This is a genomic window from Amycolatopsis sp. NPDC048633 (genome assembly GCF_040650695.1).
Lineage (GTDB): Bacteria > Actinomycetota > Actinomycetes > Mycobacteriales > Pseudonocardiaceae > Amycolatopsis.
In genome coordinates, this window is the sequence record NZ_JBEZHS010000004.1 from 1 (window position 1) to 26981 (window position 26981).

At 70.4% G+C, this 26981-nt stretch carries 25 protein-coding genes and 1 pseudogene; 10 read left to right on the top strand and 16 right to left on the bottom strand.

The features are described 5' to 3' along the window. The 3 genes and pseudogenes from AB0C38_RS10755 to AB0C38_RS10765 form a co-directional block, all read left to right on the top strand. Positions 1-414: pseudogene (locus AB0C38_RS10755) on the top strand (Crp/Fnr family transcriptional regulator); the annotation flags it as partial. Between the two features lie 169 nt (positions 415-583). Next, entirely contained in the window at positions 584-1975 is a 1392-nt protein-coding gene (locus AB0C38_RS10760) for a family 2B encapsulin nanocompartment shell protein (RefSeq protein WP_360669976.1), read from the top strand. After that, on the top strand, positions 1972-2988 hold the full coding sequence (locus tag AB0C38_RS10765; RefSeq protein ID WP_360669979.1) for a family 2 encapsulin nanocompartment cargo protein polyprenyl transferase: 1017 nt from the start codon (positions 1972-1974) through the stop codon (positions 2986-2988). Before AB0C38_RS10760 ends, AB0C38_RS10765 begins: the two co-directional genes overlap by 4 nt. 107 nt (positions 2989-3095) lie before the next feature. On the opposite strand, the gene AB0C38_RS10770 is transcribed toward AB0C38_RS10765, so the two are convergent. Then, the gene (locus AB0C38_RS10770) at positions 3096-4220 is read right to left on the bottom strand and encodes a CapA family protein (RefSeq protein WP_360669981.1); all 1125 of its coding nucleotides are present in this window, start codon (positions 4218-4220) and stop codon (positions 3096-3098) included. 369 nt (positions 4221-4589) lie between these two features. Between AB0C38_RS10770 and AB0C38_RS10775 the strand changes: the two genes are divergently transcribed. The 5 genes from AB0C38_RS10775 (at position 4590) to AB0C38_RS10795 (ending at position 10060) form a co-directional block, all read left to right on the top strand. Next, positions 4590-5564: a substrate-binding domain-containing protein gene (locus AB0C38_RS10775; RefSeq protein ID WP_360669984.1), complete on the top strand. Its 975-nt coding sequence runs from the start codon at positions 4590-4592 to the stop codon at positions 5562-5564. 69 nt (positions 5565-5633) lie between these two features. Beyond that, positions 5634-7172: a sugar ABC transporter ATP-binding protein gene (locus AB0C38_RS10780; protein ID WP_360669987.1), complete on the top strand. Its 1539-nt coding sequence runs from the start codon at positions 5634-5636 to the stop codon at positions 7170-7172. Then, on the top strand, positions 7169-8203 hold the full coding sequence (locus AB0C38_RS10785; protein WP_360669990.1) for an ABC transporter permease: 1035 nt from the start codon (positions 7169-7171) through the stop codon (positions 8201-8203). The genes AB0C38_RS10780 and AB0C38_RS10785 overlap by 4 nt, the downstream gene beginning before the upstream one ends. A 12-nt stretch (positions 8204-8215) precedes the next feature. Further along, complete coding sequence (locus AB0C38_RS10790; protein ID WP_360669993.1) at positions 8216-8905, top strand: FCD domain-containing protein; 690 nt, start codon at positions 8216-8218, stop codon at positions 8903-8905. A 72-nt stretch (positions 8906-8977) separates the two neighbouring features. Further along, entirely contained in the window at positions 8978-10060 is a 1083-nt protein-coding gene (locus tag AB0C38_RS10795) for a glycoside hydrolase family 88 protein (protein ID WP_360669995.1), read from the top strand. A gap of 63 nt (positions 10061-10123) precedes the next feature. Here the strand turns inward: AB0C38_RS10795 and AB0C38_RS10800 are convergent, their stop codons facing one another. The 12 genes from AB0C38_RS10800 to AB0C38_RS10855 all read right to left on the bottom strand — a co-directional run bounded on the left by AB0C38_RS10800 (position 10124) and on the right by AB0C38_RS10855 (position 22024). After that, positions 10124-11437: a DNA polymerase IV gene (locus AB0C38_RS10800; protein WP_360669998.1), complete on the bottom strand. Its 1314-nt coding sequence runs from the start codon at positions 11435-11437 to the stop codon at positions 10124-10126. 1 nt (position 11438) lies between these two features. Further along, positions 11439-11753 carry a transcriptional regulator gene (locus tag AB0C38_RS10805; protein ID WP_360670001.1) on the bottom strand — a complete coding sequence of 105 codons (315 nt, stop codon included), beginning with the start codon at positions 11751-11753 and terminating at the stop codon, positions 11439-11441. Beyond that, positions 11750-12370, bottom strand: a complete 621-nt coding sequence (locus tag AB0C38_RS10810) for a hypothetical protein (RefSeq protein WP_360670004.1) — start codon at positions 12368-12370, stop codon at positions 11750-11752. Before AB0C38_RS10810 ends, AB0C38_RS10805 begins: the two co-directional genes overlap by 4 nt. 57 nt (positions 12371-12427) lie before the next feature. Further along, positions 12428-13159: an ABC transporter permease gene (locus tag AB0C38_RS10815; protein ID WP_360670006.1), complete on the bottom strand. Its 732-nt coding sequence runs from the start codon at positions 13157-13159 to the stop codon at positions 12428-12430. Continuing rightward, complete coding sequence (locus AB0C38_RS10820) at positions 13156-14064, bottom strand: ABC transporter ATP-binding protein (RefSeq protein WP_360670009.1); 909 nt, start codon at positions 14062-14064, stop codon at positions 13156-13158. Before AB0C38_RS10820 ends, AB0C38_RS10815 begins: the two co-directional genes overlap by 4 nt. Before the next feature lie 157 nt (positions 14065-14221). Continuing rightward, complete coding sequence (locus tag AB0C38_RS10825; RefSeq protein ID WP_360670012.1) at positions 14222-15799, bottom strand: alpha/beta hydrolase; 1578 nt, start codon at positions 15797-15799, stop codon at positions 14222-14224. A 157-nt stretch (positions 15800-15956) separates the two neighbouring features. Then, positions 15957-17276, bottom strand: coding sequence for a caspase family protein (locus AB0C38_RS10830; protein ID WP_360670015.1), 1320 nt, complete (start codon positions 17274-17276; stop codon positions 15957-15959). 2 nt (positions 17277-17278) lie between these two features. After that, positions 17279-17659: a hypothetical protein gene (locus AB0C38_RS10835; protein WP_360670018.1), complete on the bottom strand. Its 381-nt coding sequence runs from the start codon at positions 17657-17659 to the stop codon at positions 17279-17281. 53 nt (positions 17660-17712) lie between these two features. Continuing rightward, positions 17713-19431 carry an aminotransferase class V-fold PLP-dependent enzyme gene (locus AB0C38_RS10840; protein ID WP_360670021.1) on the bottom strand — a complete coding sequence of 573 codons (1719 nt, stop codon included), beginning with the start codon at positions 19429-19431 and terminating at the stop codon, positions 17713-17715. Continuing rightward, positions 19428-20207 carry an amino acid ABC transporter ATP-binding protein gene (locus tag AB0C38_RS10845; protein ID WP_360670024.1) on the bottom strand — a complete coding sequence of 260 codons (780 nt, stop codon included), beginning with the start codon at positions 20205-20207 and terminating at the stop codon, positions 19428-19430. The genes AB0C38_RS10840 and AB0C38_RS10845 overlap by 4 nt, the downstream gene beginning before the upstream one ends. Further along, complete coding sequence (locus AB0C38_RS10850) at positions 20200-21087, bottom strand: amino acid ABC transporter permease (protein WP_360670027.1); 888 nt, start codon at positions 21085-21087, stop codon at positions 20200-20202. Before AB0C38_RS10850 ends, AB0C38_RS10845 begins: the two co-directional genes overlap by 8 nt. Then, on the bottom strand, positions 21074-22024 hold the full coding sequence (locus AB0C38_RS10855) for an ABC transporter substrate-binding protein (protein ID WP_360670029.1): 951 nt from the start codon (positions 22022-22024) through the stop codon (positions 21074-21076). The genes AB0C38_RS10850 and AB0C38_RS10855 overlap by 14 nt, the downstream gene beginning before the upstream one ends. A 96-nt stretch (positions 22025-22120) precedes the next feature. Between AB0C38_RS10855 and AB0C38_RS10860 the strand changes: the two genes are divergently transcribed. Then, complete coding sequence (locus AB0C38_RS10860; protein WP_360670032.1) at positions 22121-23104, top strand: Gfo/Idh/MocA family oxidoreductase; 984 nt, start codon at positions 22121-22123, stop codon at positions 23102-23104. Here AB0C38_RS10860 and AB0C38_RS10865 read toward each other — a convergent pair. Beyond that, on the bottom strand, positions 23101-24306 hold the full coding sequence (locus AB0C38_RS10865; protein ID WP_360670035.1) for a glycosyl hydrolase family 8: 1206 nt from the start codon (positions 24304-24306) through the stop codon (positions 23101-23103). The two genes, AB0C38_RS10860 and AB0C38_RS10865, sit on opposite strands and share 4 nt — an antisense overlap. A gap of 150 nt (positions 24307-24456) precedes the next feature. Between AB0C38_RS10865 and AB0C38_RS10870 the strand changes: the two genes are divergently transcribed. Continuing rightward, a complete protein-coding gene (locus tag AB0C38_RS10870) occupies positions 24457-24849 on the top strand; it encodes a TIGR03618 family F420-dependent PPOX class oxidoreductase (protein WP_360670038.1) in 393 nt (130 codons plus the stop codon). Between the two features lie 42 nt (positions 24850-24891). Here AB0C38_RS10870 and AB0C38_RS10875 read toward each other — a convergent pair whose 3' ends face one another. Further along, positions 24892-25434: a TetR/AcrR family transcriptional regulator gene (locus AB0C38_RS10875; protein WP_360670041.1), complete on the bottom strand. Its 543-nt coding sequence runs from the start codon at positions 25432-25434 to the stop codon at positions 24892-24894. After that, positions 25434-26978, bottom strand: coding sequence for a long-chain fatty acid--CoA ligase (locus tag AB0C38_RS10880; RefSeq protein ID WP_360670044.1), 1545 nt, complete (start codon positions 26976-26978; stop codon positions 25434-25436). The genes AB0C38_RS10875 and AB0C38_RS10880 overlap by 1 nt, the downstream gene beginning before the upstream one ends. Positions 26979-26981: the final 3 nt, after the last annotated feature.

Below are 26981 nucleotides of genomic sequence, written 5' to 3' on the forward strand. Positions count from 1 at the left end.
CTCGCCCTGGTGTGGAAGGACCCCGGGTTCTTCCTGGCCCACCCGAAGACGATCGCCGCGTTCGGCCGGGAATGCACCAAAGCCGGCGTCTACCCGGACGCTGTGGACCTCGGTGGGCATCACGTTCCGGCGTGGCGGGGGGTGCCGATCCTGCCCTGCAACAAGATCCCCGTCACCGAAACCGGCACCAGTTCGATCCTGCTGATGCGTACCGGGGAACAGGCTCAGGGCGTGGTCGGGTTGCACCAGACCGGGCTGCCGGATGAGTACCAGCCGGGCCTGAACGTCCGGTTCATGGGCGTCTCGGAGCAGGCGATCATGTCGTATCTGGTGTCGGCGTACTACTCGGCCGCCGTGCTGGTGCCCGACGCGCTCGCCGTGCTGGAAAGCGCCGAACTCGGCCGGGAGGGGTAATGGCGGAGCCCGCGACACCGCCTCGCCAGCCCGACGCGGAACCGCCGCGCCCCGGGCCCGGCCTGCCGCCGTCGGTCTTCGGGCCGACCGGGCTCGGCACGGCCGCGGCCCGGGTCGTGCCCCAGCCCGGTCTCCCCGAAGCTCCTGAACCCGATCGGCGCGTGAACCCTTGACCGTCACCGAAGAACCGTTGTCACCGCAGCTGTCGCTGGGCGTCCAGGCGGCCCGGACGCTGACCACGACGACCAAGTCACTGCCGCAGATGCGCGGCATCACCACCCGCTGGCTGCTCTCCCAGCTGCCCTGGGTCGACGTGCCCGCGGGCAGCTATCGCGTCAACCGCCGCCTCACCTACACCATCGGCGACGGCAAAGTCAGCTTCTTCACCACCGGCGCGCGCGTCCAGGTCGTCCCGGCCGAGCTCACCGAACTCGAGCTCCTGCGCGGCTTCGGCGACGAACAGGCCCTGAGTGCCTTGGCCGAGGCTTTCGAACAGCGGGAGTACGAGCCGGGCGCCACCATCACCACGGACGGCGACCCGCTCGACACCCTGATCCTCGTCGCCCACGGCAAAGTCACGCAGCACGGCCGCGGCGAATACGGCGACGAAGTCACCCTCGGCACCGCGACCGACGGGGACCACATCGGCGCCGAGCTCCTCGCCCGTGACGACGCGACGTGGTCGTTCACCGCCCGGGCCGCGACCCGCGTGATCGCGCTGGTGCTGTCCGCGTCGGCGTACGCGCGGCTCAACGGCCGGTCCGAGTCGCTGCGGACCCACGTCGCCGAGGCGGCCGGCCGGCCGCGGAAACCGCAGAACAAGGCCGGTGAGGCGAGCATCGACCTGGCGGCCGGCCACGACGGCGAGCCGATGCTGTCCGGCACCTACGTCGACTACGACCCTTCACCGCGCGAGTACGACCTCGCCGTCGCGCAAACCGTGCTGCGCGTGCACAATCGCGTCACCGACCTCTACAACAACCCCATGAACCAGCTGGAACAGCAGCTGCGGTTGACTGTGGAAGCGTTGCGGGAACGGCAAGAACACGAACTCGTCAACAGCACCGACTTCGGGCTCCTGCACAACGTCGACCTCAAACACCGACTCACCACCCGCACCGGACCACCCACGCCACTCGACCTCGACGACCTGCTCTGCCGCCGCCGCAAGACCAAGTTCTTCCTCGCCCACCCACGCGCCATCGCCGCGTTCGGGCGCGAATGCACGCGAGCACGTCTCTATCCCGACACGACGGTCCTCGACGGCAAGCGCGTCATGGCCTGGCGTGGCGTCCCGATCCTGCCCTGCGACAAGATCCCCGTCACCGACACCGGCACGACGTCGATCCTGGCCATGCGTACGGGCGAAGACGACGCCGGTGTCATCGGCCTCCGCCCGAAGTCGTTGCCGGACGAATACCAGCCCGGCCTCAACGTGCGGTTCATGAACATCAACGACCGCGCGGTGACGTCCTATCTGGTCAGTGCCTACCACTCCGCCGCCGTGCTGGTCCCGGACGCGCTCGGCGTGCTCGACGACGTCGAGATCGGCCGCTCATGACGACCATGGACTCGCGGACCGCCGCCCGCCCCCTCGCCGACGTCCTCGCGTGGAGCAAGGGCCTGGTCGACCCGGCGCTGCGCACCGCGGCCGAGCGGCTGCCCGACGCGATGCGGCGGATCGCCGGCTACCACTTCGGCTGGGAAGACGCCCAGGGCGCACCGTCGTCCGCGGACGGCGGCAAGGCGCTGCGCCCGGCCATGGTCCTGCTGTGCGCGGAAGCCGCGGGCGGGGTGCCCGCGGACGCCGTGCCCGCCGCCGTCGCGGTCGAGTTCGTGCACAACTTCTCGTTGCTGCACGACGACGTCATGGACGGCGACACCACCCGGCGCCACCGGCCGACGGCGTGGACCGTCTTCGGCACCGGGCCCGCGGTCCTCGCCGGGGACGCGTTGCTGAGCGTCGCGTTCGAACAGCTGTCGCCCGAGGGCGCGAAACTGCTGTCCCACGGCGTCCTCGAACTGCTGGAAGGCCAGGCCGCCGACCTGGACTTCGAGCAGCGCGACGACGTCACGCCGGCGGAGTGCGTCCGGATGGCGGGCGGCAAGACGGCGGCGCTGATCGGCGCGGCCTGCGAGCTGGGAGCCTTGCTCGCCGGCCGGCCGGAGGCGGTGCCGCGGTTCGGCGAGTTCGGCCGGTCGATCGGGCTGGCGTTCCAGCACGTCGACGACCTGCTCGGCATCTGGGGCGACCCCGCCGAGACGGGCAAGCCGGTGTACTCGGACCTCCAGAACCGCAAGAAGTCGCTCCCGGTGGTGACGGCGCTGTCGTCCGGCACCGCGGCGGGCGCGGAGCTGGCAGCGCTGTACGCCGGCACCGACCCGCTCGACGACGCCGAGCTGGCCCGCGCGGCTTCGCTCGTCGACGAAGCCGGCGGCCGCCAGTGGAGCCAGGCCCAGGCGTCGGCGCTGGTGGCGAAGGGACTGCGCGAGCTGGCCTCGGTGAACCCGGTCCCCCGCCCGGCCGCGGAACTGGCCTCCCTGGCCCGCCTGATCACCACCCGCACCCACTGACCCCGTAACTCGCGTGATCAGGGACGGATCTCGCGTGATTGAAGCCGTGACTCACGAGATCCGGCTTCAATCACGCGAGTCACGGCTCTGATCACGCGAGTTACGGGTTACTTGCCGGGGCGGGTGAGGCCGTCTTTGTCCGCTTTCAGGCTCAGAATGTTCTTGTCCGTGTCTCCCAGGGCCTTGGTGACCTGCGTGGACGCTGGAGTTGTCGACAAGTCGACCAGGCGGATCGGGGCATCCAGCTTGATCAGTGTCGGGATGTACTCGGCCTTGTCGACCTTCCAGCGGTCGCCGTCGCGGACGAAGCGGAAACGGGCCGCCGCGCCCTCCTCCGTGTCTCCGCGCGGTTCGGAGTGGCGGGCGACGCTGTTGCCGAGCCCGTAGGCCACCCACTTGCCGCCGATCTTCTCGAACGGCTGGACCACGTGCGCGTGGTGGCCGACGATCAGGTCGATGTCGTCCGACGCCAGGAGCTTCTTGGCCTGCGACCGCTGCTCGGCGGTCGGGTCGTGCTGGTACTCGACACCCCAGTGCAGGCTCGCGATCACGATCTGCGCCCCCGCCTGACGCGCCTTCTTGGCCGCTGCCAGGACGTCGTCGACGTCGATCTGGTTGGCCAGCCACGGCTTCCCGGCCGGCACCTTGATGCCGTTGAACCCGAAGGCGTACGACACCTGCCCGACCTTCACACCGTGGACGTCGAGGATCAGCGGTTTCGCCGCCTCGGCGGCCGACCGCGCCGAGCCGGTGTGCTTGATCCCGATGGCGTCGAGCTTGTCCAGGGTCCGCTTCACGCCGTCGGCGCCCTGGTCGATCGTGTGGTTGGACGACGTCGAGCAGGTGTCGTACCCGGTGTCCTTGAGCGCGTCGGCGATCTCGGGCGGCGCGCTGAACGACGGGTACCCGCTGTACGGGCCGCCTTCCGGCGCCAGCGGCGTCTCGAGGTGGCAGATCCCGAGGTCGGCCCCGGAGATCAGCGGCTTGACCCCGGCGAGCAACGGCCGGTAGTCGATCTTCCCGCCGCCGTCGGCCTCGGCCTGCTCGGTCAGCGCCGGGTGGATCAGGACGTCACCGGTCGCGACGACGCTGAACGAGCCGTCCGGGGCCGCTTCCGGCGAAGAAGACGTCTCCGGGAACGGCGTCGGCGCGGGGCCGGACTGCGGCGGGCTGCTGCACGCGGCCGCCAGGACGGCGACACCGGCGAGCGTGGCGACGCGGAGCTTCGTCATCGGTCCCCCTGCTGCTGTGGTCCGGCCATCCTCCCATCCGGACGAACCCGGCAAGTGCGGCCCACCGATCAACGGAAACTTCCACCACAGTCGACAACACCGATCAGAACATTCGCACAGGACAAAACCGGACAACGCGCAGGACAGCGCCGAAAAAATACGATAAATCACTCGGGTGCGTGCCACGATGCAACTACGCAGAGTAGGTATCGCTCCGCTAACTGCGGGTTGACGCTGCACGAACGGGTGTTTTGTAATACCAGTCACCCACCGGCGCCCCCACGCGCCATTCGAACCCCGGCCTCCTTGGGAGCAACGATGTCCCCACACTCGCACAGGTTCCGCACCTGGAGCGTTGTTGGTTGTTGTTTGATTTCCGGTCTCCTGATGGCTTCCTGCTCCTCCGGAAAGACAGAAGCACCCGCGACGCAGCAGGCGCCCGCCAACGGCAAGATCACCCTCTACTACCTGCAGAAACAGGGTGACCAGCAGTACTTCGTCGAGCAGGCGCAGGGGGCGCAGGAGAAGGCGAAGGAGCTCGGCGTCGAGCTCAAGGTCGTCAACCTCGGCCAGGACGCCAACAAGGCGATCACCGAGCTGGACGCCGCGGTCGCGCAGGGCGCGAACGGCGTCGCCATCGTCGTCCCGGACCAGGCCATCGGCCCGCAGGTGATCGACAAGGCGAAGAGCGCGGGCATCCCGATCATCGCCTCCGACGACGTCATCAAGGACGGCACCGGCGCGAAGGCCCCGTTCGTCGGCTTCAACGGCAGCCAGATGGGCGACTCGGTCGGCACCGAGGCCGGGAAGCTGTTCAAGGCCGCCGGCTGGACCGCCGCCGACACGAAGATCATCAGCGCCTACAAGCAGGACCTCACCGTCTGCACCGACCGCGTCGGCGCCGCGAAGACGGCGTTCGCGAAGGAGGCAGGCGCCGAGGTCCCGGTGATCGACGTCGGCACCGACAACTCGCCGGTCGACGCGCAGAACCGCTCCGGCGCGGTGATCGGCTCCAACCCGGGCGTCAAGCACTGGGTCGTCTGGGGCTGCAACGACGAGAACGAGACCGGCGTCGTGACCGCGCTGGCCAACTCCGGCGTGCAGGCGAACAACATCATCGGCGTCGGGCTCGGCGCGTACCTCACCTGCAAGGACTGGGCGGCCGGCAAGGACACCGGCAACAAGTCCGCGCTCTACATCTCCGGCGCCGAGGTCGGCCGCTCGGCGATCCAGGTGCTGGTGGACAAGGTGAAGAACGGCAAGGAGCTGCCCGCGGAGACGATCGCGAAGACCACGATCGTCAACAAGGACAACTACAAGCAGGCCGGCGTCAACTGCACCTGACCGAACTCCCGCGTCCGGCACTTTCCTCATGAAGTGCCGGACGCGGGTTCCACCGCTCGAAGGGCGATCATGTCCAGCTCTGCTCCCGCGCTCGCCGTCGAGGGCATCGGCAAGCGCTTCTCCGGGGTCACCGCCCTCGACGACGTCTCGCTGGAAATCCGTTCCGGCGAGGTCCTCGCGCTGATGGGCGAGAACGGCGCCGGCAAGTCGACGCTCCTGCGTGTGCTCTCCGGCGACCAGGGCCCCGACGACGGCCGGCTGCTGCTCGACGGCACCGAGGTCACCTTCGACACCCCGCGCGCGGCGATGGCCGCCGGGGTGCGCGTGATCTACCAGGAGCCCGAGATCATCCCGCACGTCTCCGTGGCGGAGAACGTCTTCGTCGGCGAACTCCCCGCCAAGGCGCGGGTCTTCAACCGCCGCACGCTCCTGAAGGCGACGCAGGACGCGCTCGCCGAGTACGGCTTCGAAGGCGTGCTCAACCCGGCTACGCTCGGCGTCGCGCTCTCGGCCGCCCAGCGGCAGATCGTCGAAATCCTGCGCGTCCTCACCGCGGCCACGCCGCCGAAGGTGATCGCCTTCGACGAGCCGACGTCGTCGCTGTCCGAACACGAGGTGGACGCGCTGTTTCGGCTGATCGGGCGGCTGCGCGACAACGGGGTCGCCGTCGTCTACGTCTCGCACCGGATGAAGGAGATCTTCCGGCTCGCCGACCGCGTCGCGGTGCTGCGCGACGGGAAGCTCGTCGGCGTCCAGCAGGCCGCGGAGACCGACGAAGCCAGCCTGGTGCGGATGATGATCGGCCGCGACCTGTCGGCACTGGAACGCCGCGTCACGCAGGACACCGGGGACGTCGTGCTGAAGCTGGCCGACGTCACGACCGACGACGTCACCGGCATCTCCCTGGAGGTCCGCGCGGGCGAGGTCGTCTGCCTGGCCGGGCTGGTCGGCGCCGGACGCTCCGAACTGGCCCGCGCGATCGTCGCCGACCTGCCGATCCGCTCAGGGACCATCGAGCTGGCCGGGAAACGGCTGCGCGCCCGCAACCCCGGCGACGCGGTCAAAGCGGGCATCGGCTTCGCGCCCGAAGAGCGCAAGACGGACGCGCTGCTCATGCAGCGTTCCGTGCGCGACAACATCTCCATCTCCGTGTTGGACCGCCTTCGCCGCTTCCGCGTCGTGAAGCGCGCGAAGGAGCGCACGCTCGTCGAGGAGTACATCCGCGAGCTGCGCGTGCGGACGCCGTCGATGGAGCAGGAAGTCCGGAAGCTGTCCGGCGGCAACCAGCAGAAGGCTGTCCTGGCGCGGTGGCTCGCGCGGCGGCCGAAGCTGCTGATCCTCGACGAGCCGACCCGCGGCGTCGACGTCGGCGCGAAGGCCGAGATCTACCGGATCATCGACGGCCTCGCCGCGGAAGGCATCGCGCTGCTGGTCATCTCGTCCGACCTGCCCGAGGTGCTGACGCTGGCCGACCGCATCCTCGTGATGCGCGCGGGGCGGCTGGCCGGCGAGATCGCCAGTGCCGACGCAACCGAGGAAGCCGTGCTGACCCTCGCCATCCCCGAAACCGAACCCGCAGTAGAAGAGCAGCAGGAGATCGGCGCATGAGTACCCCGACCCAGGAGAAAGCCATGTCTTCGGAGCCGGCCGCGCCGCAGCAGCCCTCGGCGGTGCGCCGGGTGCTCACCGGCATCGGTGTGCAGAACTCGAGCCTGATCATCACGCTGATCGCGTTGATCGTCCTGCTGAGCATCCTGAACGACAACTTCCTGCGCACCAACAACCTGCTGCTGATCGGCAGCGCGATCACCATCATGGGGCTGCTCGCCCTGGTGCAGACGCTGGTGATCATCCTGGGCGCGCTGGACATCTCGGTCGGCTCGATGGCGGGGCTCGCCTCGGTCGTCTCGGCGATGGTGTTCACCTCGTCCGGGAACGCGGAGGTCGGCATCCTCGCCGCGGTCGGCGTCGGCATCCTCTGCGGCCTGGTCAACGGCATGATCATCATCTTCGGCCGGGTCAACCCGGTGGTCGCGACGCTGGCCATGCTCGCCACCTACAAGGGCATCGCGCAGGTCATCTCCGACGGCAAGTCGCAGGGCTACACCGGTGGCGACGACCTGTTCATCTTCCTGGCCAAGGGCGCCATCCTCGGCCTGCCGTCGCTGGTGTGGGTGTTCCTGATCGTCGCGGCGGCGCTGCACTTCCTGCTGAAGTACACCGACATCGGCCGCAACGTCTACGCGATCGGCGGCAACGACACCGCCGCGCGGCTGGCCGGCATCAACATCAACCGGTACATCATCGGCGTCTACGCGCTGGCCGGCGTGGTCGCGGCGGTCGCGGGCATCCTGATCACCGCGCGGACCGGCTCGGGTCAGCCGGTGTCCGGATCCGAAGGCCTGGAACTGCAGGCCGTCACCGGCGCCGCGCTCGGCGGCACGATGCTCAAGGGCGGCCGCGGGTCGATCATCTCCACCGTGCTCGCGGTGATCATCCTGGGCGTGCTCGACAACGGCATGTCCGGACTGGGCATCAACCCGTTCTGGCAGAACGTCGCCCACGGCGCCCTGCTCGTGATCGCGGTCGTGCTGCAGCAGCTGCGCAGCGGAGAGCGCCGCGTCGGCCTGCCCGAGTAGCGCGGCCCGGCGATGAGCGATCCCGGGCGTGGCCTGCACGCCCGCATCGTCGACGAACTGGGCAGGCTCATCGTCGAAGGCGTCCTCGGGGACGGGCAGCCGCTCGTCCCCGAGGAGCTCGGCCGGCGGTTCTCCGCCTCCCGGACCGTGGTCCGCGAGGCGCTGCGCGTGCTGGAGTCCAAGGGCATGGTGACCGCGCGCCCGCGGGTCGGCACGTGGACGTTGCCGCCCGAGGCCTGGGACGCGATCGACCCGGACGTCATCGCGTGGCGCGTCAACGGTCCCGACGGCCGCGAGTACCTGCGCGAACTGCTGGAGCTGCGGCTGGCGATCGAACCGCAGGCGGCGCGGATGGCCGCGCAGCACCGGCGTCCCGACGAGCTTTCGGCGATGGCCGCGGCCTACGAGCTGATGGCGGACGCGGTCGAGCGTTCCGACACCGCGGCGTTCCGGGAGGCCGACTCCCGGTTCCACGCGGCGCTGATCCGCGCGTCCGGCAACGCGCTGATCGCGCAGCTGCAGATCCCCGTGGTGGCCGCGCTGACCGCGCACGGCGAGCCGATGGAGCTGCCGGAGGGCAACACGCTCGTCGCGCACTCCCGCGTGCTGACGTTGGTGCTGGCGAAGAACGCCGACGGGGCCGAATCCGCGTCGCGCCGGTTGCTGGAAACCGTTGCGCCGTACCGCTCACCGGCACCTTGACACGTCCACCGGGAACCCTGAACACTCGCTGCGACCCACCCGCCGCCATGACGTGCTGAGGAGGACGCTTCCATGCGTTTCCCGGGTATTCGTGGCTTCGGCGTGCTCGCGGCCGCGGCGGTGGCCGGCGGGCTGTGCACGGCGCCGGTGGCTCTCGCGGCCCCCGCCGAGTGCGCTGTTTCCGACCAGATGGTCGCCGCGGGCAACTACTGGGTGGCCAACGGGACGAACCTCGACGCGCCGGACTGGCAGAACGCGACGTTCCACGTCGGCAACCTCGCGCTGGTCCGGACCACCGGCCAGTCGAACCACAAGACGCTGCCCTGGGCCGAGGCGAACGGCTACCAGCTGCCGTACGACGCAAAGCGGCCGTTCTTCCCGGACAACCAAGCCGCCGGCGAGGCGTACCTCGACCTCTACACGTACTTCCACCCCGAAGCCCCGCTCGACGCGATCCGCACCCGCATTCGTGACGAGGTGGCTTCGGTGCAGGCCGGACATCGCGACTATTGGAACTACGTCGACGCGTTGAACATGGCGATGCCGTCGTTCGCGCGGATGAGCGTGATCGACCACGATCCGTCCTATTTGGACGCGATGGACAAGCTGTTCAAGTCGTCGGAGCACAAGCTGTTCAACGAGTTCACCGGCCTGTGGTACCGCGACGAGCGGTTCAAGGGCTCGGCGGTGTTCTGGTCGCGCGGCAACGGCTGGGCCCTGGCGGCGCTGACGAAGGTGCTCCAGGTCCTGCCGACCGACGACCCGCGGCGGCCGGAGTACCTGCGGGTGTACAAGAAGATGGCGTTCTCGTTGTCCTTGCTGCAGCGCCGTGACGGCTTCTGGAACTCGGACCTGCTGAACCCGTGGGACCACGGCGGCCCGGAGACGAGCGGCACGGCGTTCTTCACGTACGGCATCGGCTGGGGCATCAGCGCGGGCATCCTCCCGGCGGCACGCTTCCGCCCGGTGGTGGACAAGGCGTGGACGGCGCTGTCGACGAAGGCGTTGCAGGCGGACGGCAAGGTCGGCTACGTCCAGCCGGAGGGCGACCGCCCGGCAACGGCGAAGGCCACGGACACGTCGGCCTTCGGCGTGGGCGCGTTCCTCCTGGCGGGCCAGGAAGTCGCGAAGCTCCAGGGCTGCTCGGCCGAGTAGGTCCCAAAGCTGTGAAGGCCTCCTTACCGGCTCTTATGGCCGGGAAGGAGGCCTTCACGGCTTTCACCGCAGGCAGTCGCCGGGGTCGCCGCGAGTGAGGGCGGGGTCGGCCTGGGGGAACGTGCGAGCGGAGCCGGGGCCCGAAGTGCGGTGCTCGAAGCGGACCGTCACGCGGCCGTGGCCTGCCCCTTGGACCCAGCCCGTTCCGTACTCCTCGTGTACGACGTCGTCGCCTTGGCGCCAGGTCGAAGGGGGTGCGGCGGGAAGCGGCGCGGCGGCCGTGACCGTGGTCGATGCCGAGGGCGCCGACGGGACCGCCAGGGTGAACAGCGCGTCCTGGTGGGGCACCGACAGCCCGCTGTAGGCGACGCCCGCCAGGCGGATCCCGCCGAACTCCGCCGGGTCCAGCAGGAGCCGCTCCGCTGTCGCCGACAGCTCGGCGAGGTCGTCCGTGGGCGCCGAGATCGTCTCCGAGCGGGTCACCGTGTGCATGTCCGTGTGCCGCAGCTTGATCACCACCGTGCGGGCCACGCGCTCGGCCTTCACCAGCCGTTTGTGCGCGCCCACCGCGATCCGCCGGACCTCCGCGCGCAGCGTCGTCAAGTCCTTGATGTCGATGTCGAACGTCGTTTCCGCGCTGACCTGCTTGGTCTCGCCGCGGTCGGCCACCGGGCGGTCGTCGAACCCCGTTGCCAGGCGGCGCAGGTCGCGGCCGACCACGCCGCCGAGCGTCGACACGGCGTCCTGTTCGGACAGTGCCGCCAGCTGCCCGAGCGTCTGGACGCCGATGAACCGCAGCTTCCCCTCGGCCACCGGGCCGATCCCCCACAGCGCGCGCACCGGCAGCGGCTCGAGGAACTCCCGTTCGGTGCCCTGCGGCACCACCAGCAGGCCGTCCGGCTTGGCCTCGTCCGAGGCGATCTTGGCGATCTGCTTCCCGTTGCCCGCGCCGATCGACGCGACCAGGCCCGTCTCCGAACGGATGCGGGCCCGCAGCGACGCACAAAACTCCGTGACCGCCGCCAACGAAGCACCCACGAGCGAAGGCGGTTCGGCGAACGCCTCGTCGAGGGAGATCTTCTCCAGCACCGGCGCCACCGACGTGACGACGGCGAACACCTCCTGGCTGAGCCGCTCGTAGACGCGGAACCGCGGCGGCACGATCACGCCGTTCGCCGGGAGCAGCCGCCGCGCCTGCGCCATCGGCATCGCCGAATGGATACCGAACGCCCGGGACTCGTAGCTCGCACCCGCGACGACGCCGCGGGGCCCGGCGCCGCCGACGAGGACCGGGCGCCCGGCCAGCGTCGGGCGGGTGAGCTGCTCGGCCGAGGCGTAGAAGGCGTCCAGGTCGAGGTGGATCACCCAGCGGGCCACGTCAGTCCCCGCCGGTGGCGTCCAGCAGCTGGTGCAGCGCCTTGGTGTAACTCTCGAACGCCGCGCGCCCGGCCGCGGTCAGCCGGACCAGGGTGACGGGCGTGCGGTGTTCGTAGGCCTTCGTGATCTCGACGTACTCGGCGTCCTCGAGCTTGCGCAGGTGCGTCGAAAGGTTGCCCGCGGTCATGTCCAGCAGCTGTTGGAGCCGTGGAAAGGTGATCTGGTCCGCGGAATGCAGCCCGGCTAGCGCGACCGTGACCCGCAGCCGCGCCTGGGCGTGGATGACCGGGTCGAGCTGCGGCAGCGGGTCGCTCATCGGCGGCCGGACTTCTCGCGGACGAAGTAGACGATCGCGCCGAGCAGGAACCCACCGCCACCGCAGATCGTCAGCACGAGGAAGTTGGCCGGGAACCCGACCAGCACGCTGAGCCCGGCGGAGACGATCATCCACCCGCCGAGCCCGTACATCAGCTTGTCCTGCCAGAGCATGCCGCCGGCGAGGTACTGGACGCCGGTCAGCAGCAGCCAGGTGCCGGACCACAGGAGCGACACCTGGTCGGAGGTCAGCGTGCCGAACATCGTGATCCGGATGTCGATCACGCTCAGCCCCATCGAGGAGAGCGCCCAGCTGTAGCCGTACATCGCGCCGACCGTCTTGGACGGCCCGCGGATCCCCCGCCCGGCCCGGGCGCTGACGACGCCGGTGTAGACCATCGCGGCGACGAACAGCACCGCGACGACCACCCCGCCGGCCCACCCGGGCACGGTCTCGGTCTGCGTCGTGAAGTACGCGAAGCTCCAGCCGACGATCCAGGCGAGGGCCCAGGCCGCGAGCATGCGCGCCGGACCCCCGCCCAGTTCCCGGCGGGTCCGCCGGTTCTGCTGGGCGATCAGGTTCAGCGACTCCTCCGCCGACAACGGCTCGTCGTCCACCCGTCCCGCCCTTCGTCCGCGCAGACCCCTCAGTACTGCACGGAGGTTAACAAGCATTCACAGCCTGGCCGTGTCCAGCCGGAACCGGCGCACCACGATCATGCCCGGGACGACCAGCCAGCCCAGGAGCACGAGCGCCGCGAGCCCCATCCCGCCGGCGTGCGCGAGCGGTTCGAGACCGACCCGCCCGAGCCAGTACGTCGGGAAGAAGTGGGCGAGGGTGCCCATCCACTCCGGGAGGACGTAGAGCGGGATCCACAGGCCACCGAGCATGCCGAGCGGCATCATCAGCGCGCCGGTGACCGCGCCGACCGTGTCCCCCTTGCCGAACAGGCCGATGGCCAGGCCCAGCACGGCGAACGGGAGGGTGCCGAGCCACAGCGACACCAGCACGAGTCCCCACTGCGCGGCGGTCATCTGCACCCCCGTCGCCAGCCCCGCGGCGAACACCACCACGAGCACCGGCAGCGCCACCGCCATCGCCGAAATGACCTTGACGACCAGGTAGCCGGGTCCGCGCATCGGCGTCAGCCGCAGCTGCCGCTGCCAGCCGTCGGTGCGCTCCTGCGCCACCCGGGTGCCGGTGAACAGCGCACCGCCGCTCGCGCCGTACGCGGCGAGGTTGATCATCGTCTGGACGTCGTTGGCCAGGCCGTTCGGCGCGATGAGCGCGCCGAAGATCGAGCCGAACAGCAGGAACATCGCCACCGGCATGCCGATCGTGAAGATCGTGAACTGCGGGCTCCGGATGATCCGCTTGATCTCCAGGCTCAGGTAGGTGGTGTTCACGCGGCTGCCCCTTCGGTCTCGTCGGCGGTCAGCGCCAGGAAGGCCTCCTCGAGGCCCAGCGCGGTGATCTCGATGTCGGCGGCACCCGGGTACTTCGCCAGCAACGCGCGGATCGCGGCGTCGGAGTCGGCGCAGGCCAGCTCGGCGCGCCCGGCCCGCAGCTGCACGGTCGTGACGCCCGGCAAGGCGGCGAGCTCGGCTTCGGTCGCGCCGGGCACGGCGGCCTTGAGCACCCGCCCGGACACGGCGGCCCGGACCTCGGCGACCGGCCCGTCGGCGACGACGGCGCCGTGGCGCATCAGCACCACGCGGTCGGCGTAGTCCTCGGCCTCGGCGAGGTAGTGCGTCGCGAAGAGCACGGTGCGGCCCGTGGCGGTGAACTCGCGGATGGCCGTCCAGAAGGCCCGCCTGCCGTCGACGTCCATCGCGGCGGTGGGCTCGTCGAGGACGAGCAGCTGCGGGTCGCCGGCCAGAGCGAGGGCGAACCGGACGCGCTGCCGCTCACCGCCGGACAGCTTGCCGCAGCGGCGTTTCACGAGCTTCTCGAGGCCGGCCCGGGCGATCACCTCGGCGGCGGGCAGCGGCTTCGCGTGCGTCGAGACGACCAGGTCGACGATTTCGCCGACCGTGGCGTCCGGCAGCAGCGCGCCGTTCTGCATCATCGCGCCGAGCAGCCCCTGGTCGACGGCCTCGCGCGGGGTGCCCCCGGCGACGGTGACCTGCCCCGCGTCCGGCTTGGTCAGGCCGAGCAGCATGTCGACGGTCGTCGACTTGCCCGCACCGTTCGGCCCGAGCAGGGCGACGACCTCCCCGTGCGTGACTTCGACCGTCACCCCGTCGACGGCGGTGACCTGACCGAACCGCTTGGTCAGGCCGTGGAGTGTGAACGCCGGTCCCCCGGTCATGGCGCTCTCCCTTCGTTCGTGGACTTTGCATCGCAAAGTCGATGCGCACTTTGTAACACAAAGTCCGCGCATCTTCAAAGCCCCCGGCGCCGGAAAGCGCAGAAAACGGGGTGCCGGGCACTGGGCCCGACACCCCGTTGGTAACGGTTTACGCAGGTCAGCCGGTGAACCGCCCGGCGACCAGGCCCTGAGTGGCGCCGAGATCGGCCTTCGCCGCGGTCGGCGCCGGCGGCGTCGGCTGGGGCAGCGGCGCGCACTCGACGTCGGCCGTCCGGCCCGGCTTGCGGGCCGGGAGCGCGCCCGTCGCCAGGTAGTCCGCGATCTTGTTGTCGACGCACGCGTTGCCGCGCGGGGTGATCGCGTGGCTCGTGCCGCCCGGCTCCGCGATCAGCGACGCGCCCGGGAAGCGGCTGCGGACCTCGAGGCTGCCCGGGAACGGCGTCGCCGCGTCCAGCGTCTCGTCGATCATCAGCACGCTCTTGACGCCGGCACCGTCGATCTTGGCCGGCTTGCCGGCCTTCGCCGGCCAGAACAGGCACGGCGCGTTGAACCAGGCGTTCTGCCAGGTGAAGTACGGCGCCTTGACGGACGTCTTCCAGTTGTCGATCTTCCACTGGTTCCAGCTCTGCGGCCACTGGACGTCGCTGCACTGGACGGCGAGGTAGACCGCGTAACCGTTGTCGTCGCCGCGGCCGCCGAAGGCCTCGAACAGCGACTTCCAGTTCTGCCAGTCGCCCTGGTTGACGAACCGCGACAGCGCGTCGCCCAGCAGCGTCCACCGCAGCTGGTAGTAGCTCGCCTGCTGGATGACGTCGAGGATCTCGTCCGGGCCGATCACGCCGCCGGCCGGGGTGAACGACGCCTTGAGCAGCTGCTCGTTGACCACGCGCTGCACGGCACCCTGCGTCTTGCCGAGGTGGTAGACGTCGTCGTGCTGGGCGAGCCAGCCGAACCAGATGAGGATGTTCTTGTCGAACGCGACGTCCTGGTTGAGGTTGTCGCCGTACCAGACGCCGCGCGGGTCGACCGTCGAGTCGAGCACCATCCGGCGCACGTTCTGCGGGAACAGCGAGCCGTACACCTGGCCGAGGTAGGTGCCGTAGGAGTAGCCGTAGAAGTTCAGCTGCTTCTGGCCGAGCGCCTTGCGGATGGAGTCCATGTCCTTGACCGTGTCGGTCGTCTTCATGTTCTCCAGCAGGGCCTTCGAGTTGTTCTTCGCGCACGCGTCGGCGTAGCCCTTGGCGCGGTTGAGCCAGGTCCGCTCGAGCTGCGGGGTGATCGGCGCGTACTCGGGCCGGTCGTAGTCCATGTAGTTCGGGTCGCACGACAGCGCGGGCTTGCTGGCGCCGACACCGCGCGGGTCGAAGCCGATCCAGTCGTAGGCGTCACCGGCGTGGTCGGGCACCTTGGGCCCGCGGGTGGCCAGCAGCAGCCCGGAGCCGCCGGGGCCACCGGGGTTGGTCAGCATGACGCCCTGGTACTGCGCGTCCGCGACCTTGTGCTTGACCCGGCTGACGGCGAGCTGGACCTGCTCGCCGCGGGGCTTCGAGTAGTCGAGCGGGACCCCCAGGTACCCGCATTCGGCGCCGGCGGCGACGAGCGTGGGGTCGGTGCACGGACCCCAGGCGATCGTCGCCGGGTTCGCGGCTGCGGGCGCCGCGGACGCGGCCGGCGCGGCCACGAGTGCGGACGCCACCGCGGCGGCGGCCACCGCGGCAAGAACGGCACGTCTCACTGTTTTCTCCCTTTTGGCTTCGGCTTCGAGCGGCTGAACCCTAGACCCGGGTGCGCCGGGCGGGGACCGCAAACGGGCGGGTGGCCGCGAATGCCCTACGAAAGGTGGAAATCGGATTCGCCGGTCGCCGCGGACACCGCACGGACGCGTGGGGGTCCTATTTGGAGTGTCGACGAAGGGAGAGCACTCCCAGTACCAGGAAGTACGCGAGGATCACGCCCAGCAGAAGAAGCAGCCAACCCGGGACGCCCACTGTGAGGACCGCGACCAGCAAAACCAAGGTCAGGCCGACGCTCCCGAAGTAGAACCGGGCGTTGCGGACGGCCACTTCCCGCTCGGAACCGTCCTCACCGGGCGTCGGGGTCTTCGGGAGTGGCCGGGCGGGCGGCACGGCCGGGGCCACCCGGGCGGCACGCGGCACGGCCGGGGCCACCGGCGGGGGAACCTGCGGCGGCACGACCACGGGTTCCGGCGGAGCAGCCGCCTGCCCGGCCGGGATCACCGGTTCGGGCCGGGCCGGAGGTGGCACGGCCACCGTCTCCTCCGCCACCCAGGCGACCGCGGCACCCGACACCATCCGGCTGTCGTCCTCGGCCAGCTTCCGGATCTCCGCCGCCGTCCGCTCCCGCACCACCGCGTTCCCCACCCGGTTCAGCCGCTTCAGCCCCTCCAGCGCGACCAGCCGGTCCGCCGCGATCGGGCTCGCCAGCCCGTGCCTCAGGTACTCCGGCACCGTCCACCGGGGATTCCGGGCCAGGACGATCCGTCCCTCCACGTCGGACTGGTGCTTCGGGCGCTGCCGCGGCATCTCCGCCACCACCCGCTCGTGGACGTAGCTGTACAGCTCGTCGACCGTCACATCACCGTCGCCGTCGAGGTCCGCGGTGCCGTCTTGCAGGCCCGCCACCAGGTGCCGCGTGAACACCGAGCGGGCCGCCGAGCCCACCACCGCGTCACCCTCGAACGAATACTGCGTCGCGTCCGACGCCGTCAGCACCGCGCGGCCGCGGCCCTGGAACCGCTCCAGCGTGTGCACGTCGGTGCCCGCCTTCACGAGTTTGCCCGCCGGGAACGCGCCGCTGTAACAACAGTCCAGCACCAGCACCTTCTGCCGCGACGGGCAGCCGGCCATCGCGCGGTCGACCAGCTCCGCCGCCAGCGCCGTGAACATCAGGCTGTCCCGGCGGGTGTCGGCCATCGCCAGGTACAGGCTCCCGTCGTCGTCCTTGACGCCGTGGCCGGTGAAGTACAGCAACGTCAGGTCGTCGCGACGGCGGACGCGGTAGAACTCGCCGATCGCCGCCCCCACCACGTGGTGCGGCCGGTCGATCAGCGTCGTCACCTCGAAGCCGGCGATCGACGGGTCGCGCAGCACCGCTTCCAGGGCCCGCGCGTCGCCGCCGGGGGCGGTCAGGCGCCGCAGCGCCGGGTCGGCGTACGTCTCGGTCGCGATCAGCAGGGCGTGGCGGCCCGCCACGGCTAGCCGTGCCGCCGGACGAACGCGTCGATCAGCTGCTGCCGCTCGGCCGAGGTCGCGCGCTCCAGCTCGACGGTGTCGCCGTCGACGGTCACCTTGATCCGGTGCTTGCCCGCCTGCCGGCCGAGCCACTCGCGCAGGGTTTCGAGCACCCCCGGGAACACCCCGCCGGCCGCGCTGAACGCGACCACGAGCGACCCGATCGTGACCGGGTCGGCGGCCTTCGCGCCCGCCGGGAGGTCACCGGCGACGGCGAGCACGTCGACGTCCAGCTCACCCAGCTCGGCCCGCAGCCGCCGGGCGAGCCGGTCGAGCTCTTCGTCCCCGTCTTCGTCCTCCACCTCGAGCCGCACCAGCGCCCGCCGAGTGTCCGGTTCGGTCATCGGCACATGGTCCGCCCGGGACCGCCCGGGAGACAAGGTCCGTTCGGGCAGCGTCAGGCGCGGATTTCGTTGAGGTAGTTGTAGATCGTGTAGCGGGTGACGTCGAGGCGCCCGGCCAGGTGGTCGACCGCGTCCTTGATGAGGAAATAACCGGCTTCGTCGAGCTCACGCACCACGTCCGCCTTGTGCCGCTTCTTCATCAGGTCCACCGGGATCCCGGCCTTGGTCACCGCGCGGTCGACCAGGAACCGCTGCAGGCTGTCGACGTCCGGTGGGAAAGTCTCCGGCTCCCCGTTGCCGCCCGCCGAAGCGGACGCGTCGACGCTGTTGACGCACAGGCAGCCGACCGCGACCCCGTCGGCGTCGCGCAGGAACAGCGTCGACGAACGGATGGCGCGGCCGTCCGGGCCGTGCGTGCGGTAGTTCGTCAGGTCCTGCGTGGTGCCGCGGCGAACCAGGCCGAGCAGCAGGTCGGTCATCGGCCCGCCGACGCTGCGGCCGGTCAGGTCGCCGGCGATGGCGACGATCGAGTCCGGCAGCCGGGCCAGGTCGTGCAGCAGGACCTCGTTGCCCGGCCCGAGCATCGCCGCGAGCCCCGGGATCGCCGGTACCAGCGCGGTCAGCACCTCGTGCGTCGTCGCGCCCGCGGCCGGGACGACCAGCGGTTCGCGGGGCTTGGTCAGCGTCTCCAACGCTTCCCGGAGCAGATCCGCGGCCGCCGCCGGCGTGGACGCGTGCGGCGACAACCGGACGTGCTCGGGCCGCACGGTCGCCGCGATCCCCGCGGTGGCCAGCGCGGCCCCGACCTGCTCGGCGGGGTGGCCGGGCAGGGTGAACGCCAGGATCCCCGCGCGGCGCTCGGTCGCCGAGACGACTTCGGCGCCGCAGGAAGCGAGCACCTCCTCGAAGGACCCGATCCGCTCGGCGATCCGGGCCGCGATGGCGCCGACCCCGGCGTCCTCGACCAGTTCCAGCGCCCCGGCGAACGCACCGGAGGTGATCGGGCTGAGGTTGGAGATCGACCAGGCCTGGGCGGTGGCGTCCGGCGGGTGGATCTCGTCGTCGAACAGCCCCGGGTCGCGCGCGCCGGTCCAGCCCGAGAGCACCGGATCCATCCGTTCCAAGGCACGGTCGGAGAGCACCGCGAAGCCGGTCCCCCAGCCCGCGCGCAGCCACTTCTGCCCGCCGACGACCAGGACGTCGGCGACCTCCCACGGCGCTTCGATCACGCCGAAGCCCTGGATGCCGTCGACGACCAGCAGCCGGTCACCGACGACGTCACGCAGGGCCGCGAGGTCGGCGCGGAAGCCGGTGCGGAAGTCGACGGCGCTCACACTGACGGTGGTGATCTCGGGCGTCAACGCTTCGGCGACGCGCTCGGGGGTCACATATCCGCCGGTCAGCCGGCGCAGGGTCAGGCGGCCCGCTTGTTCGGCACGCGCCCACGGGTAGGTGTTGGCCGGGAACTCCGCCGCCGACACCAGCACCTCGCCCGAGCTGTGGAACGCGGCCTGGAACAGCCCGAGGCTGGTGTTGGGCAGCAGCACGGTGTGGTCGGTGTCCGAACCGGACAGCCGCGCGGCGGCGGCCTTGGCCCGGATCTCCTGCCGCATCAGCTCGTCCACAGTGGACGGACCAGCCGTCGTGGCCTGGTCGAGCAGCGCGGCCGTCGTGTCGAGCACCGCGTGGGACGGCGGCCCGAACCGGGCGAAGTCGAGGTAGCCGGCGGGCTCGTCGAACTGGAGCAGGTACCGGGGCGAAATCCGCGTCACGCGAGGATCCTCGCCAGGAACTGCCGGGTCCGTTCGTGCTTCGGCGCGCTCAGCACCTCCGACGGCGGCCCGGTCTCGACGACGGCGCCGTCGGCCAGGAACACCACCTCGTCGGCGGCCTCCGCGGCGAAGCTCATCTCGTGTGTCACGACGACCATCGTCATCCCCTCCCCGGCCAACGTACTCATCACTTCCAGCACCTCCCCGACCAGCTCCGGGTCCAGCGCCGACGTCGGCTCGTCGAACAGCATCAGTTTCGGCTTCATCGCCAGCGACCGCGCGATCGCGACGCGCTGCTGCTGCCCGCCGGACAGCTGCGCGGGGTACGCGTCACCGCGATGCGCGAGCCCGACGCGGTCGAGCAGCTCGAGGCCCTGCTTGCGCGCCTCGTCCGCTTTGAGTCCCAGCACCCGGATCGGGCCCTCGACGACGTTCTCCAGCGCCGTCCGGTGCGCGAACAGGTTGAACCGCTGGAACACCATGCCGATGTCCCGCCGCTGGCGGGCGACGTCGCGTTCGCGCAGCTCGTACAGTTTGCCGCCGCGCTGCCGGAAGCCGATCGGCTCGCCGTCGACCCAGATCTGGCCGGCGTCGATCGTCTCCAGGTGGTTGATGCAGCGCAGGAACGTGCTCTTCCCGGCGCCGGACGGGCCGAGCAGGCAGACGACCTGTCCCTTGTGGACTTCGAGGTCGATGCCACCGAGGACTTCGGTGTGGCCGTAGGACTTCTTGACGCCGACGGCGCGCAGCAGGGGCCCAGAAACAGACTCAGACACGGGCACTCCTCACCAGCGGCACGCCACGCAGCGCCTTGCCCGCGCGGGCGAGCGGGCCACGGTCGGCCTGCCCGAACGAGCGTTCCAGGTAGTGCTGGCCGACCCCGGCGACGGTCACCACGACCATGTACCAGACGGCCGCGGCCAGCAGCGTCTCCATCACCAGCAGGTTGTTCGACGAGATGTTGTTGGCCGCGTGGATCAGCTCGGTCACGCCGATCACCGACGCCATCGACGTGCCCTTGAGCATGTTGATGAAGTCGTTGCCGGTCGGCGGGATGATCACGCGCATCGCCTGCGGCAGCACGACCCGGCGCAGCGTCGCGGCCGGCGTCATGCCGATCGACTTCGCCGCTTCGGTCTGCCCGCTGTCGACGCTGTTCAGCCCGGCCCGGACGATCTCGGCCATGTACGCGCTCTCGTTGAGCGCCAGGCCGAGGAACGCCGCGGTGAACGCACTGATCAGCACGTTCGTCGGCGCGTTCACCAGGAACGGGACGTGGATCACCGGGAAGACGAGCGCCAGGTTGTACCAAAGAAGGATCTGCAGCAGCACCGGCAGGCCGCGGAAGATCCAGATGTAGCCGGCGGCGAACCACCGGGCGACCGGGTTGGCGCTGCGCCGCAGCAGGGCGATGACGACACCCAGCACGATCGCGACGGCCTGGGACAGCACCGCCAGCACGACGGTGTTGAGCAGGCCCGTCGCCATCACCTTGAAGAAGACGAAGTCCGGGACCTGGCTCCACTCGATCTGCGCGTTGCCGAGGGCGATCCCCAGCAGCACGAGCAGGGCGAGGATCACGACGGCGGCGACCCACCGGCCCCAGTGGCGGAGCGGGACGATCGGGAGCGGCTCAGCCGGTTCAGGAGCCGCCATTGACCGCGGCCTCCTTGATCGCGCCCTGGTCCACACCCCAGGCCTGCAGGATCTTGCCGTAGGTGCCGTCGGCGATGAGCGCCTGCAGCGCCTTCTGCACGGAGTCCGTCAGCGGCTTGTTCTGCTTGTTGACGCCGATGCCGTACGGCCCGCCTTCGATCGGCTCACCCGGGACGACCTCGAAGAACTTGCCGTCGCCCGCGGTCCGGGAGATGTAGACGGCGCTGGGCAGGTCGTTGAGGATCGCCGCGACGCGGCCGGTGCGCAGCTGGTTCTGGTTCTGGTTGTCGCTGTCGGTCGCGGTGACGGTGACCGCGGGCTTGCCGGCCTGCGTGCACTTGGTGGTCTGCGCTTCGGCGAACTTCTGGTGGCTGGTGCCCTGCACGACGGCGACGTTCTTGCCGCACAGCGTGTCCGGGCCGGTGATGCCGTCCGGGTTGCCCTTGCGGATCATGATCGTGATGCCCGAGGTGAAGTAGTCGACGAAGTCGATCTGCGCCTGGCGGGCCTTGGTGTCGTTCATCCCGGCCATGGTCAGGTCGATGCGGCCGGACTGGAGGCTGGTGATGAGCGAGCCGAACGCCATGTCCTGGTGGGCGACGGTGACGCCGAGCTTCGCGGCGATCGCCTTGGCGAGGTCGACCTCGTAGCCGATCGGGGTCTTGCCGTCGGCGGCGTAGAAGTTGTTGGGCGCGGACTGCAGGTTCGACGCCAGGTGCAGCACGCCGGCCTGCTTGACGTTGGCCGGCAAAGCGGCGTTGAGCTGGGCGTCCTTCTGCACGCCCTGGACGATCGCCGTCGTGTCCGGGATGCCGGACGCGGGTGCGCCGGGAGCCTGCGACGTCCCGCCCGCACCGTCCGGACCACCACCACAAGCGGTCACCAGGACAGCCAAACTCGCGAGCAACACCGCCTGGACTGCACGGAAACGGGACATAGCGGACCTCCACTGTTCGGCTGGCCGGAACGGTACAACTCGTTGTTGAAGAGGTCAACTGGCTGTTGAAATCTGTCTCGGTGCTAGCTTCGCGCCATGAGCCTGCGGATCGGCATCCTGGGTGCGGCCCGGATCGCACCCACCGCCCTGGTCAAACCCGCTTCAGCCAGCTCCGACGTCGAGGTCGTGGCGGTCGCCGCACGCTCTGCCGAACGGGCGCAAGCGTTTGCGGCGAAGCACGGCATCCCGCGGGCGCACTCGTCCTACGAGGCGCTGCTCGCCGACCCGGACGTCGACGCCGTCTACAACCCCCTGCCGAACGGCCTGCACGGCCGGTGGACGCGGGCGGCCCTCTCCGCCGGGAAACACGTGCTGTGCGAGAAGCCGTTCACGGCCAACGCGGCGGAAGCGCGGGAGATCGCCGGCCTGGCCGCGGCCTCGGACCGCGTCGTCATGGAGGCGTTCCACTACCGCTACCACCCGCTGGCGTTGCGGGCGGAGGAGATCGTGGCGTCGGGCGAGCTGGGTTCACTCGAGCGCGTGGAGACGGCGGTGTGCTTCCCGCTGCCGATGTTCTCGGACATCCGCTACGACTACGACCTGGCGGGCGGCGCGACGATGGACGCGGGCTGCTACGCGGTCCACATGGCCCGGGTCTTCGGTGGCGAGACCCCGTCGGTGGTCTCGGCTTCGGCGAAGCTGCGGTCGCCCCGGGTCGACCGGGCGATGACGGCGGAGCTGGCGTACCCGTCGGGCCACACGGGCCGGGTGACGTGCTCGCTGTGGTCGTCTTCTGTCTTGAAGCTCAGCGCGAAGGTGACCGGCTCGAAGGGCTCGCTGAGCATCTTCAACCCGCTGGCCCCGCAGGCGTACCACCGCTTCTCGGTCCGGATCGGCGACGCGCGACGCACGGAGAAGTTCCCGCGCCGCGCGTCGTACGCCTACCAGCTGGACGCGTTCGCGGCGGCAGTCCTGCGAGGCGAGCCGGTGAAGACCTCGGCGACCGACGCGGTCGAGACGATGACCGTGATCGACGAGATCTACCGCGCCGCGGGACTGCCGCCGCGAGAGCCGGCCTAGGCGGCCACGTAGTTGCCGGACAGGATGAGCAGGACCTGCACCGTGATGCCGGTCCCGTAGTAGTCCGAAGCGTCCGGGGACCACGTCGAGATCTGCGTCCACAGCTTGTCCAGCCACGCCTGGCTGCCCGCGTCCGTCATCGCCGCCACCGCGAACGGGGCCGTGAAGCACGGGTGCTGGCCGCTCTCGGTCTTCGAGCCCGACAGCGAGTAGCCGCTCTGGATCTTCGCCGGGTCGCTGCCCGTCGCGGACTTGATCCACGTGTTCATCTTGCGGACCTGCGCCGCAGCCGCACTACCCGAGGCCGAGATCGCGTCCGCGCCCAGGCGCCACGGGTCGCGGCAGGCGTTCCAGCTGTACTTGCCGTCGTACGGGCCCTCGAGGAAGTCCGCCGGCGCCGGCTTCGGCGTCGAGTTCGTGTTGACCACGAAGTCCGGCAGCAGCCCGGTGTTCGGCGCGTACTGCGACTGCAGCTGGCTCACCGCGGTCTCCGCCCGGGTGCGCACGGAGTCCCAGAAGCTGTCGCCGGTGGCCTTCGCGAACGCCCGCAGGTGCCCGGGCATCCAGTCCGACGAACGCGAGCTGTTCTTGTACTCCGCGTCGTTGCCCCAGTCGCCCAGCAGGGTGAACTTCGTGCTGTTGTTGACCTCGCTCTTCTTGATCGCGTTGATGATCCGGACGGCCTCGGCCTTGTAGTTGACCGAGCCGGCGCTGCCCCACTTCTGGTCCGCGATCAGCAGGCCGTACGCGATCTCGAGGTCGCCGTCGGTGGCGGAGTCGCTTCCGTTGACGCTCTTGCAGTTCGCGTCCTGCTCGGCCGCGTGCAGGTCCTTGTTGTTGACCGACGGGTGCGCCTTCACGAACTTCAGGATCCCGTCGACGATCGACCGGGCCTGCGTGTCCTTGTCGGCCATCATCGCCGAGATCGTCAGGCCGTAGCCCTCGCCCTCGGCGACGAAGGAGTGGTCCGCGTCCTTGGACAGCACCGCGTAGGTGCCGCTGCCGCACTTGGTCGTCAGGAAGTTCTTCTTCCAGAAGTCGTAGTACTTCTGGAGCGCCTGGTCCTGGGTGGCCTGCGAGACCGACGGCCGCAGGGTTCCCGGCACGTACGGGGTACCGGCCGCGGACGCGGTCGTGGGCACGCTCAGCAGCCCGGCGGCCAGCGCGGCCGTGGCCACCACCGCCCGGATGATCTTCTTCATGAATCCTCCGACATCGTTGGCTGCGGCGATGGCGGTTCAGAGCGTGACAGAAGGTTCAAGACCAGGTCAAGATGTTAGGAAACTTTCCTTACAATGACCGTGAGTGGTCTCACGACCCTCCGGCCACCCGGACGGACTAGCGTGGGCCGCATGAAGATCGACCGCGGCGCGGACTTCCGCGCCTTCTGGACCGAGCGCCGGCTGGCCACCCTGACGACGGTCCGGCCGGACGGCACCCCGCACGTCGTCGCGGTCGGCGTGACCGTCGACTTCGACGCCGGGATCGCACGCGTGATCACGTTCTCGACGTCCGTCAAGGCCCGGCTGATCCGGGCCGCGGGCACCGACGGCGTCCCGGTCGCGGTCTGCCAGCTGGAAGGCCCGAAGTGGTCCACTTTGGAGGGACGCGCGGTGCTGCTCGACGACCCGGAGTCGGTGCGGGACGCGGAAGACCGGTACGCCGCGCGCTACCGGCAGCCCAAGCCGAATCCGCAGCGGGTGGTCCTGGAGATCGCGGTGAGCCGGATCCTGGGCAACGCCTGACCCGGTCGTGAGTGAGAAACAGGGTTCCAACCCTGTTCTCACTCACGAGGCGCGGGCGTGCACCAGCCGCGTGTACTCGGCCAGCAGGGTCGCCAGCTCGCTGTGCTCCCCCGCCGACGCCAGCTGCTGGTGCCCCACCAGCATCGCCATGCCCAGCGACGTGAGCGTCCGCGCCAGGTCGCCGTCGCCGACGATGCCCTTGACCGCCTTGCCGACCGTCCGCACCCGCGCGGAGTCGACGCGTTTCTGCGCCGCCCGCACGGTTTCGTCGTTCGCCGCCCACGCGCGGATGGCCGCTTCGGCCTCGTGGGGCAGCCCGAGCGTCAGGTCCATCAGCGCGGCGAAGTCCGCCGACGGGCCGCCGCTGCCGAAGTTCCGTTCGCGCAGGATGAGCACCTGCCGGTTCTCCCAGTGGTCCAGGAGCTGCTCCACGAAGCCCGGCCAGCCGCCGAAGTGGTGGTAGAACGACCCGCTCGTCACCCCCAGGCCGCGGCACAGCCGGCCGACGTTCAGCTCGGTGAACCCGTGGCCGGCCAGCACGTCCAGCGCGGCCGCGAAGTACGCCTGCCGCGTCACCGAAGCCATCAGACGTTCCGGTCCCGGTCCCGCCAATAGGGTTCGCGCAGCGACCGCTTGAGGATCTTGCCGGTCGCGTTGCGCGGCAACGCTTCCACGACGTCGACGCTGCGCGGGCACTTGTAGTGGGCCAGGCGCTCGCGGCAGAACTCCATGAGCTTGTCGGCGTCGAGCTGGTCGCCGGCGACGACGGCCTTGACCTGCTCGCCCCACCGATCGTCCGGCACACCGATCACGGCGACCTCGGCCACGCCGGGGAACTCCGCGACGACGCGCTCGACCTCCGGCGAGTAGACGTTCTCGCCGCCGGTGATGATCATGTCCTTGACGCGGTCTTCGAGGAACAGGAACCCGCCGTCGTCGAGGCGCCCGACGTCGCCGGTGCGCACCCAGCCGTCCACGATGGTCTCGGCGGTGGCGTCCGGTTTGCCGAGGTACCCGGCCATCCGCTGCTCGGTGCGGATCCAGACCTCGCCGGCGGCGCTGTCTTCGAGCGTCACCGGGTCGACGATCCGGATGTCCACACCGGACAGTGCGGTGCCCGCGGACGCCAGCCGTTCGGGGTGCGCGGCGTCCCGGTGCGCCTCCGGGTCGAGGGCGGTGACCGCGCCGGACAGCTCGGTCATGCCGTAGACCTGCGCGAACCTTGTGTCCGGCCACGCGGCGAGCGCGGTGCGCAGCAACGGGAGCGGCATCGGCGACGCGCCGTAGCAGAGGTACTTGAGGCGGGAGAACGCCTTGAGCGCGGCCTCACCGCCTTGCGCGATCCCGGCCACCACGGCGGGCACCAGGAAGGCGTGCGTGATCCCGGCCTGCAGTGCCGCGAACAGGGAAGCCGCGTCCGGCTCGCGAGTCAGGTACGACGGTTCGCCGTAGAGGAACCCGGAAACGGCGTAGCAGCTGCCCCCGACGTGGAACAGCGGCATCGCGACGAGGTTGACGTCGCCCGGGCCGATCGGGAACGCGGTGCCCGCGGCGAGGCCGTGGGCGATGACGCTGTGGTGCGTGAGCACCGCGCCTTTGGGGAAGCCGGTGGTGCCGCTGGTGTACATGATCAGGACGCCGTCGGCTTCGTCGAGGCCGGCGTCCGTGTGCGGGGCGGCGCTCGCCAGGAACGGTTCGTACTCGTCGTGCTCCCCGCCGACGACGACCACGCGTTCCAGCGCGGGCAGCCGGTCGCGGACCGCGTCGAGCGCGGGCACGAGCTCCGCGCCGACGAAGACCACCTTGGCGCCCGCGTCCTTGAGGACGTACGCCAGTTCGTCCCCGGAAAGCCGCCAGTTGACCACGGCGTTGGCCGCGCCGATGCCCGCCGCCGCGAAGGTCGCCTCCAGGCAGGCGGGGTGGTTCTTGTCGACGAAGGCGACGCGGTCGCCCTTGGTGACGCCGGCCGCCGCGAGCGCGCCCGAGAGCCGCCGGACCCGCTCGTCGAACTCGGTCCAGGTCCAGGACTGCTCCCCGAAGATGAGCGCGGTGTCGCCGGGGCGTTCCCGCGCCCAGTGCGCCAGGAGCTCGCCGAACAGCCGGACCCGGGGGCGGACGTCATCGGGCATGGG

Coding starts and splice junctions, on each gene's coding strand:
- AB0C38_RS10765 (WP_360669979.1), top strand. CDS start 1,972: ATGACGACCATGGACTCGCGGACCGCCGCCCGCCCCCTCGCCGACGTC.
- AB0C38_RS10770 (WP_360669981.1), bottom strand. CDS start 4,220: ATGACGAAGCTCCGCGTCGCCACGCTCGCCGGTGTCGCCGTCCTGGCG.
- AB0C38_RS10780 (WP_360669987.1), top strand. CDS start 5,634: ATGTCCAGCTCTGCTCCCGCGCTCGCCGTCGAGGGCATCGGCAAGCGC.
- AB0C38_RS10785 (WP_360669990.1), top strand. CDS start 7,169: ATGAGTACCCCGACCCAGGAGAAAGCCATGTCTTCGGAGCCGGCCGCG.
- AB0C38_RS10790 (WP_360669993.1), top strand. CDS start 8,216: ATGAGCGATCCCGGGCGTGGCCTGCACGCCCGCATCGTCGACGAACTG.
- AB0C38_RS10795 (WP_360669995.1), top strand. CDS start 8,978: ATGCGTTTCCCGGGTATTCGTGGCTTCGGCGTGCTCGCGGCCGCGGCG.
- AB0C38_RS10805 (WP_360670001.1), bottom strand. CDS start 11,753: ATGAGCGACCCGCTGCCGCAGCTCGACCCGGTCATCCACGCCCAGGCG.
- AB0C38_RS10820 (WP_360670009.1), bottom strand. CDS start 14,064: ATGACCGGGGGACCGGCGTTCACACTCCACGGCCTGACCAAGCGGTTC.
- AB0C38_RS10835 (WP_360670018.1), bottom strand. CDS start 17,659: ATGACCGAACCGGACACTCGGCGGGCGCTGGTGCGGCTCGAGGTGGAG.
- AB0C38_RS10850 (WP_360670027.1), bottom strand. CDS start 21,087: ATGGCGGCTCCTGAACCGGCTGAGCCGCTCCCGATCGTCCCGCTCCGC.
- AB0C38_RS10855 (WP_360670029.1), bottom strand. CDS start 22,024: ATGTCCCGTTTCCGTGCAGTCCAGGCGGTGTTGCTCGCGAGTTTGGCT.
- AB0C38_RS10860 (WP_360670032.1), top strand. CDS start 22,121: ATGAGCCTGCGGATCGGCATCCTGGGTGCGGCCCGGATCGCACCCACC.
- AB0C38_RS10865 (WP_360670035.1), bottom strand. CDS start 24,306: ATGAAGAAGATCATCCGGGCGGTGGTGGCCACGGCCGCGCTGGCCGCC.
- AB0C38_RS10870 (WP_360670038.1), top strand. CDS start 24,457: ATGAAGATCGACCGCGGCGCGGACTTCCGCGCCTTCTGGACCGAGCGC.
- AB0C38_RS10875 (WP_360670041.1), bottom strand. CDS start 25,434: ATGGCTTCGGTGACGCGGCAGGCGTACTTCGCGGCCGCGCTGGACGTG.
- AB0C38_RS10880 (WP_360670044.1), bottom strand. CDS start 26,978: ATGCCCGATGACGTCCGCCCCCGGGTCCGGCTGTTCGGCGAGCTCCTG.